At 58.1% G+C, this 17,580-nt stretch carries 18 protein-coding genes and 1 tRNA gene; 1 reads left to right on the top strand and 18 read right to left on the bottom strand.

Features of this window, described 5'->3' with window-relative positions:
- Positions 1 to 67: 67 nt before the first annotated feature.
- The 11 genes from IV098_RS05170 to IV098_RS05120 form a co-directional block, all read right to left on the bottom strand.
- A tRNA-Leu gene (locus tag IV098_RS05170) sits at positions 68 to 152 on the bottom strand.
- Positions 153 to 211: 59 nt separating this feature from the next.
- Entirely contained in the window at positions 212 to 556 is a 345-nt protein-coding gene (gene secG, locus IV098_RS05165; protein WP_296886753.1) for a preprotein translocase subunit SecG, read from the bottom strand.
- 12 nt (positions 557 to 568) lie between these two features.
- Positions 569 to 1,315 (bottom strand): triose-phosphate isomerase, encoded by a 747-nt coding sequence (gene tpiA / locus IV098_RS05160; protein ID WP_296886752.1) that lies wholly within the window; start codon positions 1,313 to 1,315, stop codon positions 569 to 571.
- A gap of 84 nt (positions 1,316 to 1,399) precedes the next feature.
- Positions 1,400 to 2,182 carry a phosphate ABC transporter ATP-binding protein PstB gene (gene pstB, locus IV098_RS05155; protein ID WP_296886751.1) on the bottom strand — a complete coding sequence of 261 codons (783 nt, stop codon included), beginning with the start codon at positions 2,180 to 2,182 and terminating at the stop codon, positions 1,400 to 1,402.
- 45 nt (positions 2,183 to 2,227) lie between these two features.
- The gene (gene pstA / locus IV098_RS05150; RefSeq protein WP_296886750.1) at positions 2,228 to 3,073 is read right to left on the bottom strand and encodes a phosphate ABC transporter permease PstA; all 846 of its coding nucleotides are present in this window, start codon (positions 3,071 to 3,073) and stop codon (positions 2,228 to 2,230) included.
- 2 nt (positions 3,074 to 3,075) lie between these two features.
- Complete coding sequence (pstC, locus tag IV098_RS05145; RefSeq protein ID WP_296886749.1) at positions 3,076 to 4,053, bottom strand: phosphate ABC transporter permease subunit PstC; 978 nt, start codon at positions 4,051 to 4,053, stop codon at positions 3,076 to 3,078.
- 112 nt (positions 4,054 to 4,165) lie between these two features.
- The gene (gene pstS, locus IV098_RS05140; protein ID WP_296886748.1) at positions 4,166 to 5,185 is read right to left on the bottom strand and encodes a phosphate ABC transporter substrate-binding protein PstS; all 1,020 of its coding nucleotides are present in this window, start codon (positions 5,183 to 5,185) and stop codon (positions 4,166 to 4,168) included.
- A 103-nt stretch (positions 5,186 to 5,288) separates the two neighbouring features.
- Positions 5,289 to 6,653 carry a phosphoglucosamine mutase gene (glmM, locus tag IV098_RS05135; protein WP_296886747.1) on the bottom strand — a complete coding sequence of 455 codons (1,365 nt, stop codon included), beginning with the start codon at positions 6,651 to 6,653 and terminating at the stop codon, positions 5,289 to 5,291.
- Positions 6,654 to 6,656: 3 nt separating this feature from the next.
- Positions 6,657 to 7,484 (bottom strand): dihydropteroate synthase, encoded by an 828-nt coding sequence (gene folP / locus IV098_RS05130; RefSeq protein WP_296886746.1) that lies wholly within the window; start codon positions 7,482 to 7,484, stop codon positions 6,657 to 6,659.
- A gap of 56 nt (positions 7,485 to 7,540) precedes the next feature.
- Positions 7,541 to 9,436, bottom strand: a complete 1,896-nt coding sequence (gene ftsH, locus IV098_RS05125; protein ID WP_296886745.1) for an ATP-dependent zinc metalloprotease FtsH — start codon at positions 9,434 to 9,436, stop codon at positions 7,541 to 7,543.
- Between the two features lie 64 nt (positions 9,437 to 9,500).
- Positions 9,501 to 10,178: an RlmE family RNA methyltransferase gene (locus IV098_RS05120; protein ID WP_296886744.1), complete on the bottom strand. Its 678-nt coding sequence runs from the start codon at positions 10,176 to 10,178 to the stop codon at positions 9,501 to 9,503.
- 40 nt (positions 10,179 to 10,218) lie between these two features.
- On the opposite strand from IV098_RS05120, the gene yhbY reads away from it, so the two are divergent.
- The gene (gene yhbY, locus IV098_RS05115; protein ID WP_296886743.1) at positions 10,219 to 10,515 is read left to right on the top strand and encodes a ribosome assembly RNA-binding protein YhbY; all 297 of its coding nucleotides are present in this window, start codon (positions 10,219 to 10,221) and stop codon (positions 10,513 to 10,515) included.
- A 16-nt stretch (positions 10,516 to 10,531) separates the two neighbouring features.
- On the opposite strand, the gene IV098_RS05110 is transcribed toward yhbY, so the two are convergent.
- The 7 genes from IV098_RS05110 to IV098_RS05080 form a co-directional block, all read right to left on the bottom strand.
- Complete coding sequence (locus IV098_RS05110) at positions 10,532 to 10,990, bottom strand: DUF4149 domain-containing protein (RefSeq protein WP_296886742.1); 459 nt, start codon at positions 10,988 to 10,990, stop codon at positions 10,532 to 10,534.
- A 2-nt stretch (positions 10,991 to 10,992) separates the two neighbouring features.
- Entirely contained in the window at positions 10,993 to 11,469 is a 477-nt protein-coding gene (gene greA / locus IV098_RS05105; RefSeq protein ID WP_296886741.1) for a transcription elongation factor GreA, read from the bottom strand.
- A 17-nt stretch (positions 11,470 to 11,486) separates the two neighbouring features.
- A complete protein-coding gene (gene carB / locus IV098_RS05100) occupies positions 11,487 to 14,693 on the bottom strand; it encodes a carbamoyl-phosphate synthase large subunit (protein ID WP_296886740.1) in 3,207 nt (1,068 codons plus the stop codon).
- A 2-nt stretch (positions 14,694 to 14,695) separates the two neighbouring features.
- Entirely contained in the window at positions 14,696 to 15,835 is a 1,140-nt protein-coding gene (gene carA / locus IV098_RS05095) for a glutamine-hydrolyzing carbamoyl-phosphate synthase small subunit (RefSeq protein ID WP_296886739.1), read from the bottom strand.
- Positions 15,836 to 15,990: 155 nt separating this feature from the next.
- On the bottom strand, positions 15,991 to 16,245 hold the full coding sequence (locus tag IV098_RS05090) for a glutaredoxin domain-containing protein (RefSeq protein ID WP_296886738.1): 255 nt from the start codon (positions 16,243 to 16,245) through the stop codon (positions 15,991 to 15,993).
- 19 nt (positions 16,246 to 16,264) lie between these two features.
- Positions 16,265 to 17,068 (bottom strand): 4-hydroxy-tetrahydrodipicolinate reductase, encoded by an 804-nt coding sequence (dapB, locus tag IV098_RS05085; RefSeq protein WP_296886737.1) that lies wholly within the window; start codon positions 17,066 to 17,068, stop codon positions 16,265 to 16,267.
- Entirely contained in the window at positions 17,065 to 17,475 is a 411-nt protein-coding gene (locus tag IV098_RS05080; protein ID WP_296886736.1) for an outer membrane protein assembly factor BamE, read from the bottom strand. Before IV098_RS05080 ends, dapB begins: the two co-directional genes overlap by 4 nt.
- Positions 17,476 to 17,580 lie beyond the last annotated feature (105 nt).

Here is a 17,580-nt window from a genome sequence, read left to right as displayed (position 1 = left end):
CGGATTTAACTTATGGATCAATAAGTTATTTGATGATTTTGACTGATGAATGAATCAGGAAATTTGATGGTGCCGTCGGCGAGACTCGAACTCGCACAACCGAAGTCACTACCCCCTCAAGATAGCGTGTCTACCAATTCCACCACGACGGCCAATGGGTTTGCACCCAATTGTGTACTGCTAGGTATTACGAGGTTTTTGCTACCGAAACTTACTGCGGGATATCCGCAGCTTTGGAACCGCTGTTCTGCGCCGGCACCGGAACGGCGGGTTGACCCGACTTCGCCGGTGCCGCGGTCAGATCCAGAACGCTATCCGGCTTATGTTGCTGCAGACCAAAGTACGCCAAGCCGAGGCTGGTCAGGAAAAACAAGGTGGCCAGTATTGCCGTGCTGCGGCTCAAAAAATTGGCCGAACCCGTGGCACCGAACAGGCTCCCGGAAGAGCCGCTACCGAATGCCGCCCCCATATCCGCTCCCTTGCCATGCTGCAACAGCACCAGGCCGATTACAGCGACTGAAACGATAATGTGAACGACCCAAACCAGTGTTTCCATATTCTTCGACTCTTACTTGGCTGCTGCCCGGCAAATTGCCACAAACTCATCGGCAACCAGAGAAGCACCGCCAATCAGGCCGCCATCAATATCGGGCTGAGCCATTAATTCTGCCGCATTTGCAGCTTTTACGCTACCCCCATACTGAATCACCAACTGTTTGGCAATGTCTGCATCGAGGGCGGCAATCTTGCTTCGAATGAATGCGTGCACGGCTTGCGCCTGTTCAGGCGAGGCCGTCTTGCCAGTCCCGATGGCCCACACCGGCTCATACGCGACAATCGCTTTGGCCAGAGAACCTACGCCAGCAAGCTTGATTACCGCATCCAGTTGACGCGCAACGACCGCCTCGGTCACGCCCGACTCACGCTCGTCCAACGATTCACCGACGCACAGAATGGGGGTCAATCCGGCTGCCTGGGCGGCCACATACTTGCTCGCAACCAACTCATCGGACTCGCCGTACAGACTGCGTCGCTCGGAGTGTCCGACAATTACGTACTGGCAGCCAAAATCCAGCAGCATGGAAGCCGACACCTCGCCCGTGAATGCGCCCTTGCTCTGCTCGGAGAGATTTTGTGCGCCCCAGGCAATGGATGAACCTGCCAATGCTGCCTGCGCTTGCGCCAGATAAGGAAATGGCACGCACACGACAGCTTTGATGCCTTCCAAAGCGGGCTTGAGTGCAGCCAGCAGCGCGGCATTTTCAGCCAGGCTACCGTGCATTTTCCAGTTACCGGCTACGAGCTTTTTACGCATTGGGAGTCCGCCAGACAAAAGTGCGCGATATTAAGCGCAACGCGCCCCTTGGTCAACCGCAGAGACCCTTCTCCGGCTGGAGAATCAGCCAAAACGACCGGTAATGTAGTCTTCGGTCTGTTTCTTGCCCGGACGCATGAAAATCGTGCCGGTTTCGTTGAATTCGATCAGCTCACCCAGGTACATGAAGGCAGTGAAATCGGATATCCGCGCAGCCTGCTGCATGTTGTGGGTCACGATGGCAATCGTGTATTCGCTTTTGAGTTCGTTGATGAGCTCTTCGATTTTGGCGGTGGAAATCGGATCCAGCGCTGAAGTCGGTTCGTCCAGCAGCACAATCTCGGGTTTGACCGAGACCGCGCGTGCGATGCAGAGTCGCTGTTGCTGGCCGCCGGAAAGCGACAATCCGCTCTGCTGCAGCTTGTCCTTGACCTCGGTCCACAAAGCGGCCTTGTTGAGCGCCCATTCGACGCGATCGTCCATTGCGCTCTTCGACAGCCGTTCATACAGCCGGACACCGAACGCAATGTTTTCATAAATCGTCATCGGGAACGGAGTGGGCTTCTGGAACACCATGCCGATCTTGGCACGCACCATGTTCACGTCCTGCGATTTATCCAGCAGGTTCTTGCCGTGAAACATGATCTGGCCCTCCGCGCGCTGGCCTGGGTACAGGTCATACATACGATTGAATGTGCGCAGCAAGGTGGATTTGCCACAGCCCGACGGCCCGATGAAAGCGGTCACCTTGTTGTCGGCAATGTCCATATTGACATTTTTAATGCCTTTGAAATCGCCGTAGAAAAAATCCAGATTGCGGATCTGCAAGGCAGCGTTTTCGCCAGTGGGCACGGCTTGATTGGGCATAGTGGGCATGGCTTGATTGAATAGGGTTTTTAATTAAGCGCAGGATCAGTTGTGATCTTTATTGCGGAAAGCAACGCGCACGCCAATATTGATCGCCAGGACAAACAGGGCGATCAGCAACGCACCGCCCCAGGCCAAATTGACCCAGTTGTCGTATGGGCTGAGCGCAAACTGGTAAATCACGACAGGCAGATTGCCCATCGGTTCAGCCATATTGGTGCTGAAAAACTGATTGTTCAGGGCAGTAAACAGCAAAGGAGCCGTTTCGCCAGTGATACGCGCCATCGCCAGCAACACCCCCGTCACCACGCCCGATTTGACCGCGCGCAAGGTAATTTTGAGCGAGACCTGCCAGCGCGGCGCACCCACCGCAAACGCCGCTTCGCGCAAACTGGTGGGGACCAATTTCAACATGTTTTCAGTAGTACGCACCACCACCGGAATGGCGATCAAGGCCAAAGCCAGTGCGCCGGCCCATCCAGAAAACCCACCGGTGGTCGCGACAAACAGGGCATAAACGAACAGACCGATCACGATGGACGGCGCCGACAACATGATGTCCGTCATGAAGCGGGTAAATGAAGCAAACTTGGACACGCGCCCATACTCGGCCAGATAAATACCCGCCAGAATGCCAATCGGTGTTGCGATCAGCATGGAGAAAAGCAGAATCAGGCCGCTACCGACAATAGCGTTGCGCAAGCCCCCGCCTTCGGATCCCGGAGCAGGCGTGTCCTGTGTAAACATGTCCAGACTCAGGGCAGCAAATCCCCTGGAAAACAGCGTCCACAAAATCCACAACAAAACGGCCAAGCCCACGCTCATGGCCACCATGGACAAGGCGATCCCGACACGATTGGCCCAAAGCCGGCGGCTATACAGGTCCATCATGATCACAAGCCCTCGGAGCCCATGCTGCGGCTGATAAGCCAGCGTGAAATTGCCAGCACGATAAATGTAATGACGAACAGCACCAGCCCCAACTCGAACAGAGCGGAGATATGCAAACCGGGATCGGCCTCGCCGAACTCATTCGCCAGCGTGGATGCGATGGACGTACCCGGTGCAAACAAACTGCCGTTGATGCGGTTGGCATTACCGATCACGAAGGTCACGGCCATGGTCTCGCCCAGCGCACGCCCCAGCCCCAGCATGATTCCGCCGATCACGCCCACGCGGGTGTAGGGCAGCACGATGTTGCGCATCACTTCCCATTTGGTACAGCCAATGCCGTACGCCGACTCTTTCAACACGTGCGGCACGGTATCGAACACGTCGCGCATCACTGACGCAATAAAAGGAATCACCATCATCGCCAGCACGATGCTGGCCGTGAGAATGCCGACACCGATCGGCGGCCCGGAGAACCAGCCTCCGATAACCGGCACATTACCCAGCACAACCTGCATGGGCGGTTGAATATATTCCGCAAACAGCGGGGCAAAAATGAACAGTCCCCAGATGCCGTACACGATCGAAGGCACACCGGCCAGCAACTCGATCGCCGTGCCCAGTGGACGGCGCAGCCAAGGCGGACAGGATTCGGTCAGATAAAAGGCGATCCCGAAGCTCACCGGAACCGCGAACAGCAGCGCCAGCACTGACGTCACCACCGTGCCGTAAATGGCAGCCAGCGCCCCGTACTGGTCATCCGGCACGCTCCAGATATTCGTCCACAAGAATGGCAGACCGAACTCCTTGATACTGGGCCAGGCATCCAGGCCAAGCGCAATCAGTATCCCCAACAACGCCGCCAGCAGGAGCACTGCAAAAAGCTGGGTGGTATGGTGAAAAAGCCTGTCCTGAAACCGAAATTTTCGAATCTGCTCGGCCTGTAAATCGAGTCCGGGTACTGTACTGGGTTCGCTCACGTTTGGCGCCTATCGGTTCGGTTTGTTATCTGCGAAAGAGGCCGTCCGCATGGACAGCCTCTTTCGCAGAACGCCGGGAGTGAAGCCTCTCCCGGCAAAACATCAAGCTTGCTTATTTGATGTTTTTCATCTCTGCTTCAACCATCTTCACCACGCTGGCAGGCAACGGCACAAAGCCCAGTTCTTCAGCCATTTTCTGGCCGTTGTTCAGCGACCAGGTAAAGAAGTCGACTACGCCTTTTTGCTTGGCGGCATCGCTGCCTTTTTCATACGCCAGCATATAAGTAGCACTGGTGATGGGCCATGCGTTTTTGTGGGTTTGATCCAGCAGGTCGGGGGCCATGCCCTTGACCTTGAAGTTGGCTCCTGCAGCCGCATCCGCCACCGCATCCTGGTTCGGCACGATATAGTTGCCGGCCTTGTTCTTCAGCGCGACAAAGTCCATCTTGTTTTTCATCGCGTCAGCGATATCAACATAACCGATCGTGCCCTTGATCTTCTGCACGTTAGCCGCAACGCCGGGGTTACCCTTGCCACCCAGCGCGTTGGCCGGCCAGTTCACGGTATTGCCCGCACCGACGTCACGCAGGAAATCAGCCGACTGCTTGGCCAGATAGTTGGTGAACGCATAGGTGGTGCCGGAACCATCCGAACGGTGCGCCACGGTGATAGCCATATCCGGCAGAGCAACGCCGGGGTTCAGCTTGGCGATGGCAGGGTCATTCCACTTGGTGATGGCGCCACGGAAAATGTTGGCTGCAGTCACGCCATCCAGCTTCAGCTTGCCGGACGCAATACCCGGGACGTTCATGACGATGGTCACGCCGCCCATCACGGTCGGCACCTGAATCAGGCCGGCTGCATCCAGATCGGCCTCTTTAACCGGCGCATCGGAGCCGCCGAAATCAACGGTTTTGGCCTTGATCTGCTTGACGCCGCCCGACGAACCGATGCCCTGGTAATTGACCTTGTTGCCAGTTGCGGTTTGATAGGCTTCAGCCCATTTGGTGTAAACGGCGTAGGGGAAGGTTGCGCCCGCGCCGGTAATGTCAGCGGCCAGTGCGCCAACCGAAAAAGCCAGACCCATGGCCACGGCCAGAGCGCCTTGAGCCAGTTTGTTGAGTTTTTGCATGATTATCTCCAGTAGTAATAGACATTGCCGCATGGGCGACCGCGTCATATTAACGACCGAATATTACAGTTATATTTCAGGTCGGAAAATCACCCCTCCTGGCTTATCCGCCCATTGCAGCTTGCTTGACCACCTCGGCAATCGTTTCGGCCGTGCGGCGAACCTGATCCGCATCGCGACCTTCCACCATGACCCGAATCAGCGGTTCGGTTCCGGAGGCACGCAAAACCACCCGCCCGGTCCCATTCAGTACCGATTCCGCCTCGGCGACGGAGGCACTAACCGCGGGCGAAGCATCCAGCTTGAAGCCTTTGACGATCGGCACATTGATCATGACCTGGGGATAAGTCTCCAGATCAGCCGTAATGGTATCCAGCGATTCGCCCGTTTCACGCAATGCGCGCAACACTTGCAGGGCAGAAACAATACCGTCCCCTGTCGTGTGTTTGTCCAGACACAGGATATGTCCCGAGGTTTCCCCGCCCAGCGTCCAGCCATTGGCCAGCAGGCGTTCCATCACATAGCGGTCGCCCACCTTGGCACGCTCGAACGGAACCTGGGCGCGCCCAAGTGCATGCTCCGTACCCAGATTGGTCATCAAGGTGCCGACTACGCCGCCCTTCATGTAACCGGTCTGGATGCGGTGACGCGCGATCACATAAACCAGCTGGTCGCCATCGTAGATCCGACCCTGTGCGTCGGCCATCATGAGGCGATCGCCGTCCCCATCCAGCGCAATCCCCACATCGGCACGATGGGTCCGTACCGCATCCGCCAAAGTCTTGGTATAGGTGGCACCGCACTCGTCATTGATATTGAAGCCATTGGGTTCATTGCCGATGGCAATCACCTCGGCCCCCAGCTCATGCAACACATGCGGTGCGACGTGATAAGTCGCACCATGCGCACAATCGACCACGATGCGCATCCCGCGCAGGTCGAGGTTATTCGGGTAGGTACTCTTGCAAAACTCGATGTAACGCGCGGCGGCATCCTCAATGCGCCGCGCACGCCCCAACTGGCGCGCTTCAACCGTCACAATCGGGAAATCCAGCCGCGCTTCGATTGCTTCTTCCACGCTGTCCGGCAGCTTTTGCCCGCTGGCCGAAAAGAACTTGATGCCGTTGTCTTCAAACGGATTGTGCGAGGCTGAGATCACCACCCCAGCCTGCAAGCGCAATGCACGCGTCAGATACGCCACCGCAGGTGTGGGCATCGGCCCAGTCATCAGGACGTTCACTCCGGCAGCGGTAAACCCCGCTTCCAGCGCAGCTTCCAGCATGTAACCCGAGATACGGGTGTCCTTGCCGATCAATACCGTCGGATGCTGATTTGGCGGCAGGCTGCCGCGGTCAGCCACCAGTACCTGTCCAGCGGCGTAGCCCAGATGCATGACGAATTCAGGTGTAATCGGCGACTCCCCAACCTTGCCACGCACTCCATCCGTCCCGAAATATTTACGTCCCATTATTTATGTCCCCTCAACAGCGTTCCAAATAGCCAGCGCATCCCGCATGGCCGCAACTTGATGAACCCGCAGCACGCGCGCACCGCGCACCACCGCCATCAGGTGAGCTGCCACACCGGCAAACTCACGTTGATCGATCTCTCGCCCGGTCAATTGACCCAACATCGACTTGCGCGACATCCCCACCAGCAACGGCACATCCAGTTCAAGTAGCCGCTCCAGATGCTGAAGCAAGGCTAGATTGTGTTGCAGGGTTTTACCAAAACCGAAGCCCGGATCAACCAGCAACCGCGTTCGCGGGATGCCGGCTGCTTCACAGGCTCGCACCCTGCCCTCTAAAAACTGCAGCACTTCGTCCACAACATTTCCATAGACGGGCGCCTGCTGCATGGTTTGCGGCTCGCCCTGCATATGCATCAAACAGACTGCCGCCCCTGACTTCGCCACGGCTTCCAGCGCACTGGGCGCCTGCAAGGCCATTACATCGTTCACCATGACCGCACCTGCCTCCAGGGCTGCCCGCATCACTTCCGGTTTTTTGGTATCGACTGACACCACACAACCCTGATATGCGAGCGCCTCGATGACAGGCACCACACGGCTGATTTCTTCGTTCACGGGCACGCGCTCTGCACCCGGGCGGGTGGACTCCCCACCGACGTCGAGGATATCGGCACCTTCGTCACGAAGCTGAAGGGCATGCTGAATGGCAGAACGCGCATCCTGGCAGCGTCCGCCATCCGAAAACGAGTCCGGCGTGGCATTGACGATGCCCATGATGAGCGGCTTGAGCAGGGAAAGGCGGTACGGGCCTGCGTGGAGAACGGACATAAAAATAGAGGAGCCGAAGCCCCTCTATTGTAGTGCGTCAAACCCGATCGCGCCGTTCAGGTTTCCTGTGCCGGCTGAACGGTTGGCGCAGGGGCGCTGGGTTTATCGCCGCCGCTTGCCGGCGGCTGGGGCGTTGCAGAGGAGGGCTTGGGCGGACGCACCGTGCGGCCGGCCATGATATCGCCGATCTGGTCGGCATCGATGGTTTCAAATTCCAGCAGAGCGGCAGTCATCGCCTCAACCTTGTCGCGGCTCTCGGTCAGGATTTTGGTCGCCAACGCATACTGCTCGTCGAGAATGCGGCGAATTTCAGCATCCACCTTCTGCATCGTGGTTTCGCTCATGTTCTTGTGCGTCGTCACCGAACGCCCCAGAAACACTTCGCCTTCATTTTCGCCATACACCATCGGACCCAAGGCAGCCGACATGCCATAACGCGTCACCATGTCACGCGCAATATTGGTTGCGCGCTCGAAGTCGTTGGATGCGCCGGTGGAAATGCTGCCGACAAAAATTTCTTCCGCCACGCGTCCGCCGAACAACATGCTGATCTGCGCCAGCATCTGATCCTGATACAGGCTGAAGCGATCTGTTTCCGGCAGCGACATTGTCACGCCCAACGCACGACCGCGCGGAATCACCGTGACCTTGTGCACCGGATCGCAGCCCGGCAGGGTCATGCCGATCACAGCATGACCCGACTCGTGATAGGCGGTTTTTTTCTTGTCTTCAAGCGTAATCACCATGGACTTGCGCTCGGCGCCCATGAAGATTTTGTCCTTGGCCTGTTCGAAGTCTTCCATATCGACCAGCCGCTTGTTGCCACGCGCGGCAAAGAGGGCAGCTTCATTGACCAGATTGGCGAGGTCCGCACCCGACATGCCCGGCGTACCGCGCGCCAGAATGTCTGCGCGCACATCAGGCGCGACCGGCACCTTGCGCATGTGCACCAGCAGAATCTGCTCGCGGCCACGAATATCCGGTAGCGCAACCACCACTTGGCGGTCAAACCGGCCAGGACGCAACAAGGCCGGGTCAAGCACGTCAGGGCGGTTGGTTGCCGCAATCACAATGACGCCGCTCGCCCCCTCGAAGCCGTCCATTTCGACCAGCAGCTGATTCAATGTCTGCTCGCGTTCGTCATTGCCACCGCCCAAGCCCGCACCGCGCTGGCGACCCACCGCATCAATCTCGTCGATGAAAATAATACAGGGCGCACTCTTTTTAGCCTGCTCAAACATATCGCGCACACGCGATGCGCCCACGCCGACAAACATCTCGACGAAATCGGAACCTGAAATGCTGTAAAACGGCACCTTGGCCTCACCCGCAATCGAACGGGCAAGCAGGGTTTTACCGGTACCGGGCGAACCGACCAGCAGTACGCCGCGCGGAATCCGGCCACCAAGCTTCTGGAATTTTGTGGGGTCTTTCAGAAAATCGACCAGTTCAGCCACATCCTGCTTGGCTTCGTCGCACCCCGCCACATCCGCGAACGTGACCGGATTGGTGTTTTCGTCGAGCAGACGGGCACGGCTCTTGCCGAACGAAAACGCACCGCCTTTGCCGCCGCCCTGCATCTGCCGCATAAAAAAGATCCATACCCCGATCAGCAACAGCATGGGGAACCATGAAATAAACAGGCTCATCAGGAAAGAGGGCTGCTCTTCCGGCTTGGCTTCAACCGACACGCCGTTTTTAAGCAGGTCAGACACCATCCAGGGATCGCTCGGCGCATAACTGGTGAAACGCTGGCCGTCAGCCCGCTCACCCTTCAGCACGTTGCCTTCGATCACCACCTTGGTAATTTCCTGCGAGCGCACCGCCTCGATGAACTGCGAATACGGCATCTGCGTCTGCGCAGTACGCTGAGCACCAAACTGATTGAACACCGTCATCAGGACAACGGCAACGATCAGCCAGATGGCGATGTTTTTAGGCAAATTGTTCAAAATCACTCCTTCGTGCCATGTTCAGCACATCTCATACAAGCAGATATTTAGACTCATTCTAAGCCTACTCCTGCAAATTTGTCACGATCGCTTCATCGACTGCCGCGGCGTTTTCAAGCGGCCCCCGCCCCAGCAAATACACCTCAGTGCTGCGATCGCGCGAGGAATCAGGTTTGCGGATATGCACTTGCCTGAAAGCCTGTCGCATCTGCGTCCGGAAATCTTCAAAGCCAACGCCTTGAAATACTTTGACCAGAAACGCCCCGTCTGGTTTCAACCAGCTTTTCGCAAAATCCAGCGCCAACTCGCACAATTCATAATGCCGCGCCTGATCCCGCAGCATCACTCCGCTGATATTGGGTGCCATGTCACTTAATACAAGGTCAACCCGCCCGGATTTCAACTTGTCTTCCAGCCAACCCAGAGCGGAAGGCTCGGTAAAATCACCCTCCAGACTCTCGACGCCCGGCATCGGCGCTACTGGCAGCAAATCGATCGCCAGCACCCGCCCCTGTTTTTTAAGCTTTTGTACTGCAACCTGGCACCAGCTTCCTGGCGCCGCCCCTAAATCCACCACCGTCATGCCGGCACGCAGCACATGGTCGCGCTTGTCAATTTCCAGCAACTTGTATGCAGCGCGTGAGCGATATCCGTCCTGCTGCGCTTTTTTCACATAGGGATCGGTTACGTGCTCGTGCATCCAGGCGCTGCCCGATTTGGTTCGCTTCGCTTTCTGGCCCATCTCTATCGGCTACAATCCCCGCTCAGTTTAAGGAACATGCATGAAAACGCTTACCACCGAACAAAAGCAGTATCTAAAAGGTCTGGCGCACAATCGCCAACCTGTCGTCATGATAGGAAATCACGGCCTGACCCCTGCCGTTTTAAAGGAAATCGAGCTTGCACTCAATGCGCACGAGCTGATCAAGATCAAGGCGGCTAGCAATGAGCTTGAAACACGCCGTGCATGGATGGCGGAAATCTGTGCCTCAAGCGGGGCTGCGCCGGTACAACAAATCGGCAAAGTTCTGGTGATTTATCGCGCAGGCAGCAAACCCGCGATCACCCTGCCCAAGTAAACACAATCAGAGGGGCTTATCGCGCCAGTCCCGAACGCCAGATCAGCAGCAGTCCCAACGCACTCTGGATCAGATAAAGAATGCTCGACACGCCATGCCAGCGCGCGAAACGGTCGGCAAACACACTCTGCATCACTGCATGCGGCATGGCCTGGTCTTTCAGGCTTTGCATGATTGGCTGAATGCCGAAATGACCTGCCAGGGTCAATGCCAGCATCAGCGCCACCGCCCAGAAAAAAAATGTTTTCAGTGCAGTGCCCCCGTCGCGGACAACCCGATAAATCAACAGGTAGCTCGCTGCCGCAATTGCGATCCACGCCATCAACTCAAACAATTTCCCAGCCAGCAAACCGGCCAGCTGCTTGTCATCCAGGTTGGCAAACAACACCGGCGCAGCAACATAGCCGATCGCCCACATGCCGCCGATCCACAGAACCAGCGCCACCCCGGCCAGGCCATCCCAGAATCGCCGCATGCCTATTTGTAAATGACGTCGAGCACTTCGTACTGACGGATCCCGCCTGGCGCCTGCACATCGACGTTGTCACCGGCATACTTACCGATCAGGGCGCGTGCGATCGGCGATGACACGGAAATCTTGCCTTCCTTGATGTCCGCCTCGTCTTCTCCGACGATCTGGTAAGTCACGGCATTACCGGTATTGACCTCTTCAAGCTCGACCGTTGCACCGAAAACAATCCGGCCTTCCGCATCAAGCAAGGTTGGGTCGATGATCTGGGCGTTGGCCAGCTTGCCTTCCAGATCGGCAATGCGGCCTTCGATGAAACCCTGCTTTTCCTTGGCAGCGTCGTACTCGGCATTTTCCGACAGATCGCCCTGGGCCCGTGCTTCTGCAATTGCCTGAATCACAGCGGGACGTTCGACACTTTTCATGTGCTGCAACTCAACACGGAGCCTTTCCGCGCCGACGACGGTGAGAGGAACTTTATTCACAGGCTTACCTTTTCAGTTCATTGCAGGCGCTGGTGCAGCGCTTGCAGGGAATACACTTCGAGTTCCTTGCCATGTTGCATGCCCATGCAAGCGGCATGAGCCCCCGCAAGGGTGGTGAAATACACCACCCGGCGCACCAGCGCCTCGGCGCGAATGGTGTAGGAGTCCTTCACGGCTTTTTTGTCTTCCACGATATTGACGATGAAGTCGATATCGCCGTTCTTGATCATATCGACGATATGCGGACGGCCTTCCTTGACCTTGTTGACCACCGCAACGGGAATGCCGGCCGCCTCGATGGCCTGCGCAGTACCGCGCGTTGCCACCAGTGAAAAGCCCAAATCCCGCAACGCCCGGGCCAGTTCGATGACCACGGCACGATCGCCCGCGCGTACGCTGACAAATGCCCGGCCACCCGGCTTGGGCAGGTCGGAACTGGCGCCCATCTGCGACTTGACGAAAGCCTCGCCGAAATTGTCGCCTACGCCCATCACTTCGCCGGTCGATTTCATTTCCGGGCCCAGGATGGTATCCACACCCGGAAATTTGCGGAACGGGAAAACGGCCTCTTTCACCGAGAAATACGGCGGAATGATTTCCTTTTCGAAACCCTGCGATTTCAGGGAAATGCCGGCCATCGCCCGCGCGGCAATTTTGGCCAACGGCGCGCCGATGGCCTTGGATACATAGGGTACGGTACGCGATGCGCGTGGATTCACTTCGAGTACATACACCGTGTCACCCTGAATCGCGAACTGCACGTTCATCAGGCCGACCACCTTGAGCGCCTTCGCCATCGCGACCGTCTGCCGCCGCAACTCGTCCTGCACGTCCGCCGACAGGCTGTATGGCGGCAATGAACACGCCGAGTCGCCTGAGTGCACGCCAGCCTGCTCGATGTGCTGCATGATGCCGCCAATGACCACTTGTTCGCCGTCCGACAAGGCGTCGACATCAACCTCGATTGCATCGTTGAGGAAACGGTCAAGCAGAACGGGAGACTTGTTCGAGACCTTCACCGCCTCGGTCATGTAACGACGCAGATCGGCTTCTTCGCGGACGATTTCCATTGCACGACCGCCCAGCACATAGCTTGGGCGCACCACCAGCGGATAGCCAATTTCCTCGGCCATGCGGATCGCACTTTCGGGATCGCGCGCGGTGCGGTTTGGCGGCTGTTTCAACGCCAGTTCGTGCAGCATGTTCTGGAAACGCTCGCGGTCTTCCGCGGCATCGATCATGTCGGGACTGGTGCCGATGATGGGCACGCCATTGCGCTCCAGATCGCGCGCCAGCTTCAGCGGCGTCTGGCCGCCGTATTGCACAATCACGCCAAACGGCTTTTCGATACGCACGATTTCGAGCACGTCTTCAAGCGTCAACGGCTCGAAATAGAGACGGTCGGACGTATCGTAATCGGTTGAAACGGTCTCCGGATTACAGTTGACCATGATGGTTTCGAAACCGTTTTCTCGCAGCGCCAGTGCTGCATGCACGCAGCAGTAATCGAATTCGATACCCTGCCCGATACGGTTCGGTCCGCCACCGAGCACCATGATTTTCTTCGCATTGGAAGGCGCAGACTCGCACTCTTCCTCGTACGTGGAATACATGTATGCAGTCTGAGTGGCGAACTCCGCTGCGCAGGTGTCCACCCGCTTGTAAACCGGATGAATCGCCAGCGCGGCACGGCGCGCACGCACAGCATGCTGGTCGGTATTCAACAGTTTGGCCAGGCGGCGATCGGCGAAGCCGGCGCGCTTCAGTTGCAGCAGTTCATCACGATCAATGTCGGACAAAGCACGGCCGGCAAGCGAGGCCTCCATCTCGATCAGTTGCTGGATCTGATCGAGGAACCAGGGATCGATTTTCGAATGGTCGAATATCTCAGGCCGGCTCATGCCGACGCGAAAGGCATCAGCGACATACCAGATTCGCTCGGGACCTGGCGACATCAACTCCGACTCGATTTCGTCGCGGTCGGTCGTTTTCGGATCGAAGCCATCCACACCCACTTCGAGTCCGCGCAACGCCTTTTGCAGTGACTCCTGGAAGCTGCGGCCGATGGCCATCACTTCGCCCACCGATTTCATCTGGGTAGTCAGGCGGTCGTCGGCCTGCGGGAACTTCTCGAAGGCAAAGCGCGGAATCTTGGTAACAACGTAATCGATCGACGGCTCGAACGAGGCCGGGGTCGCACCCCCCGTGATGTCGTTCTGCAACTCGTCGAGGGTGTAGCCGACCGCCAGCTTGGCAGCCACCTTGGCGATGGGGAAACCCGTCGCCTTCGACGCCAGTGCCGAAGAACGCGATACCCGCGGATTCATCTCAATCACCACCATGCGCCCGTCTACCGGGTTGATGGAGAATTGCACGTTGGAGCCGCCCGTTTCGACGCCAATTTCACGCAGCACTGCCAGCGAGGCATTGCGCATGATCTGGTATTCCTTGTCGGTCAGCGTCTGCGCCGGGGCGACGGTGATCGAGTCGCCGGTATGCACGCCCATCGGGTCGAAGTTCTCGATCGAGCAAATGATGATGCAGTTGTCATTGCGGTCGCGCACCACCTCCATCTCGTACTCTTTCCAGCCGAGCAGCGATTCTTCGATCAGCAGTTCTTTGGTCGGCGAGGCTTCGAGTCCGCGTTCGCAGATGGCGATGAACTCATCGCGGTTGTAAGCAATGCCGCCGCCCGAACCGCCCATGGTGAATGACGGCCGGATGATCGACGGAAAACCCAATGCGGCCTGAACCTGCAAGGCTTCTTCCATGCTGTGCGCAATCGATGAACGCGCCGAGCTCAGGCCGATCTTGGTCATTGCATGCTTGAATTTTTCGCGGTCCTCGGCCTTGTCGATCGCCTCTTTGGAGGCGCCGATCATCTCGACAGCGTATTTCTCCAGCACGCCATGCTTGGCCAGATCAAGCGCACAGTTGAGCGCAGTTTGCCCCCCCATGGTCGGCAGCAGCGCATCGGGGCGCTCCTTGGCGATGATCTTTTCGACGATCTGCCAGGTAATCGGCTCGATATAGGTGACGTCCGCCATGTCTGGGTCGGTCATGATCGTCGCCGGATTGCTGTTGACGAGAATGACTTTGTAACCCTCTTCACGCAGGGCCTTGCAGGCCTGCGCACCGGAGTAGTCGAACTCGCACGCCTGCCCGATGACAATAGGGCCGGCGCCGATGATGAGAATGCTTTTGAGGTCAGTGCGCTTAGGCATGGTCAGGATACCGGGGCGTGGTCGGCCATCAATTGAATAAACCGGTCGAACAGATAACTCACGTCGTGCGGACCGGGGCTGGCTTCAGGGTGGCCCTGAAAGCTGAATGCCGGCGCATCGGTGCGGGCAATGCCCTGCAGCGAACCGTCGAACAGGGAAACGTGGGTGCTGCGCAGATTGGCCGGCAGGGTCGCCGCGTCAACCGCAAAGCCATGGTTCTGGCTGGTGATCGCCACCCGGCCGCTATCGAGATCCTTGACCGGATGGTTCGCGCCGTGGTGGCCGAATTTCATTTTCACGGTCTTGGCGCCCGAAGCGAGCGCGAGCAACTGGTGGCCAAGGCAGATTCCGAAAACGGGGATCTTTGCTGCGACCAGTTCGGCAATCGCACGGATTGCGTAGTCGCAGGGCTCGGGGTCGCCCGGGCCATTGGACAGGAACACACCATCAGGCTTGAGCGCCAGCACGTCGGCCGCAGTCGCGGTGGCAGGCAATACGGTCAGACGACAGCCGCGCTCGGCCAGCATGCGCAGGATGTTGCGTTTGACGCCATAGTCGAACGCGACCACATGAAAACGCGGTGCGTCCTGCTTGCCGTAACCACGCCCCAGACGCCATTCGGTTTCGCTCCACTCGTATGCCGTTGACACGCTGACCACCTTGGCCAGGTCCATGCCGGCAAGCCCGGGAAATCCGCGCGCAGCTTCGAGCGCCGCCGCCTCGTCCAGATTGCCCGCCATGACGCAGCCGCTTTGCGCGCCTTTTTCCCGCAACACACGGGTCAGGCGCCGCGTGTCGATATCGGTAATGGCCACTACATTCTGGCTTTTGAGATATTCCGGCAGCGGCTGGTTTGCACGAAAGTTCGAATGCAGGCGGGGCACGTCGCGCACGACCAGGCCTGCCGCATGGATGCGAACTGCCTCGATGTCTTCGGTATTGATGCCGCTGTTGCCGATATGCGGATAGGTCAGCGTCACGATCTGGCGCGAGTAGGACGGATCCGTGAGGATTTCCTGGTATCCCGTCATGGCCGTGTTGAACACCACCTCGCCGACAGTCATGCCTTCCGCACCGACCGAGTGACCGCGAAATACAGAACCGTCAGCTAGAACAAGGATGGCGGGCTGGGTACGTGGCAAGGGGAGACTCCAGAAAGACGGTGATCGTGGCGCAGGTGACAAAATTCAGGCGGGCCGCTTGCGCAACCCGCCTGAAATTGAATGCCAAAATTATAGCCGATTCGTGAGCCCGCTTCAATCGCCAGTGGCGCCAAAACGGGCATACGGCCGACTATTCAGGGCTGCAGATGATCCAGTTCGCCGTCCATATCGAGTTCGGTCAGCTCGGTAAACCCGCCGATGCACTTGCCCTCGATCACGATCTGCGGGACCGTGCGCGCACCATTGGTGACGACTGCAAACTCTTTCATGGCTTCACGATCGAGGTCGATTCGAACCTCGTCATAACCGATGCCGCGCTTGTCGAGAAACGCTTTGGCTTTGACGCAAATCGGGCACGTTCCTGTGCTGTATACCTTGACGACGTTCATGGGGTTTCCTGGATTTCACTTATTTGAGATTGAGCACATCGCGCATGTCATACAGGCCCGGGGCACGGCCCTGCAGCCATTTGGCCGCACGCAGCGCACCCTGCGCAAAAGTGGCACGACTGCTTGCCTTGTGGGTGAGCTCGACACGTTCGCCGATGCCGGCAAACAGCAGCGTGTGGTCGCCCACGATGTCGCCGCCGCGCACGGTGGCAAAACCGATGGTTTTGGGGTCGCGTTCGCCGGTCATGCCTTCGCGACCGTACACAGCGCACTGCGCCAGATCGCGTTGAAGTGCCCCGGCAACGGCCTGCCCCAAGCCGAGCGCCGTTCCTGAAGGCGCATCAACCTTGTGGCGATGGTGGGCCTCGATGATCTCGATGTCATAGCCATCTTCCAGCACCTGCGCGGCAAGCTCGGCAAGCTTCATCAACAGATTCACGCCCACGCTCATATTGGGTGCAAAAACAATGGGGATCTGCCGCGCTGCTGCGGCAATACGCGCCTTGCCGGCCTCATCGAACCCCGTCGTGCCGATGACCAGCGGCACGCCAGCCGCCGAACAGGCGTCGAGATAGGTAAATGTCGCCTCGGGACGTGTGAAATCAATCAGAACGTGCGCATTGTGCAGCGCAGCCGCGAGCTCGTCGGTTACCCGCACATTGCTGGCCGTGCCCCAGGCCGCACCCGCATCCTGGCCCAGCAAGGGGCTGGCGGGACGATCGATCGCCGCATGCAAAGCGCACCCTGCGTCCGCAGCAACTGCCTCGATCAGGGCACGCCCCATCCGGCCGGACACGCCGGCGATGGCAACCTGCACCGTCACGGCTGTACGCCCGGTGAGGGAGGAACCGGCGTCGCAACGGGAACGGCTGGCGATTGGGGCTCTACCGAAGAAGTTGTGCCCGGCACGTCAGAAGTCGGGGCAGGAGGCGCAGGCATATCCCCTTCGATACGTGCGAGCGTATCGCCCTCAAAAAACAGGCTGATGCGCTTTTGCTCGACCAGGCTGCCCGCTTCATAGTAGACGTACACGTAGTCCCAGCGATCGTTGCGGAAGGGGTCCACCACCAGCGGCGTTCCCAACAAAAAGCGGACTTGCGAACGGCTCATTCCCGGTTTCAGGCGGGCGACGCTTTCGGCATCGAGGGCGTTGCCCTGCTGCACATTGACACGATAGGGTCCAAACTTCTGGACGCGCTCAACCAGCGAACACCCGGCAAGCAGGCTCAAACATATTACGGGAAGCAAAACACGACGCATAGCCAAGTAGCCAGAAGGGATAAGGCGGGGGTGAAAAGACGTATCATAACGTATTCGTGTTCCCATTCTGGAGCC

The organism is Thiobacillus sp., assembly GCF_018780105.1.
Lineage (GTDB): Bacteria > Pseudomonadota > Gammaproteobacteria > Burkholderiales > Thiobacillaceae > Thiobacillus.
This window is presented reverse-complemented; position numbering and strand designations above follow the sequence as displayed.

Excerpts from the sequence above, each read along its gene's own strand:
- secG (WP_296886753.1), bottom strand. The coding sequence starts at position 556 with ATGGAAACACTGGTTTGGGTCGTTCACATTATCGTTTCAGTCGCTGTA.
- tpiA (WP_296886752.1), bottom strand. The coding sequence starts at position 1,315 with ATGCGTAAAAAGCTCGTAGCCGGTAACTGGAAAATGCACGGTAGCCTG.
- pstB (WP_296886751.1), bottom strand. The coding sequence starts at position 2,182 with ATGCCCAATCAAGCCGTGCCCACTGGCGAAAACGCTGCCTTGCAGATC.
- pstA (WP_296886750.1), bottom strand. The coding sequence starts at position 3,073 with ATGATGGACCTGTATAGCCGCCGGCTTTGGGCCAATCGTGTCGGGATC.
- pstS (WP_296886748.1), bottom strand. The coding sequence starts at position 5,185 with ATGCAAAAACTCAACAAACTGGCTCAAGGCGCTCTGGCCGTGGCCATG.
- glmM (WP_296886747.1), bottom strand. The coding sequence starts at position 6,653 with ATGGGACGTAAATATTTCGGGACGGATGGAGTGCGTGGCAAGGTTGGG.
- folP (WP_296886746.1), bottom strand. The coding sequence starts at position 7,484 with ATGTCCGTTCTCCACGCAGGCCCGTACCGCCTTTCCCTGCTCAAGCCG.
- IV098_RS05120 (WP_296886744.1), bottom strand. The coding sequence starts at position 10,178 with ATGGGCCAGAAAGCGAAGCGAACCAAATCGGGCAGCGCCTGGATGCAC.
- yhbY (WP_296886743.1), top strand. The coding sequence starts at position 10,219 with ATGAAAACGCTTACCACCGAACAAAAGCAGTATCTAAAAGGTCTGGCG.
- IV098_RS05110 (WP_296886742.1), bottom strand. The coding sequence starts at position 10,990 with ATGCGGCGATTCTGGGATGGCCTGGCCGGGGTGGCGCTGGTTCTGTGG.
- carB (WP_296886740.1), bottom strand. The coding sequence starts at position 14,693 with ATGCCTAAGCGCACTGACCTCAAAAGCATTCTCATCATCGGCGCCGGC.
- IV098_RS05090 (WP_296886738.1), bottom strand. The coding sequence starts at position 16,245 with ATGAACGTCGTCAAGGTATACAGCACAGGAACGTGCCCGATTTGCGTC.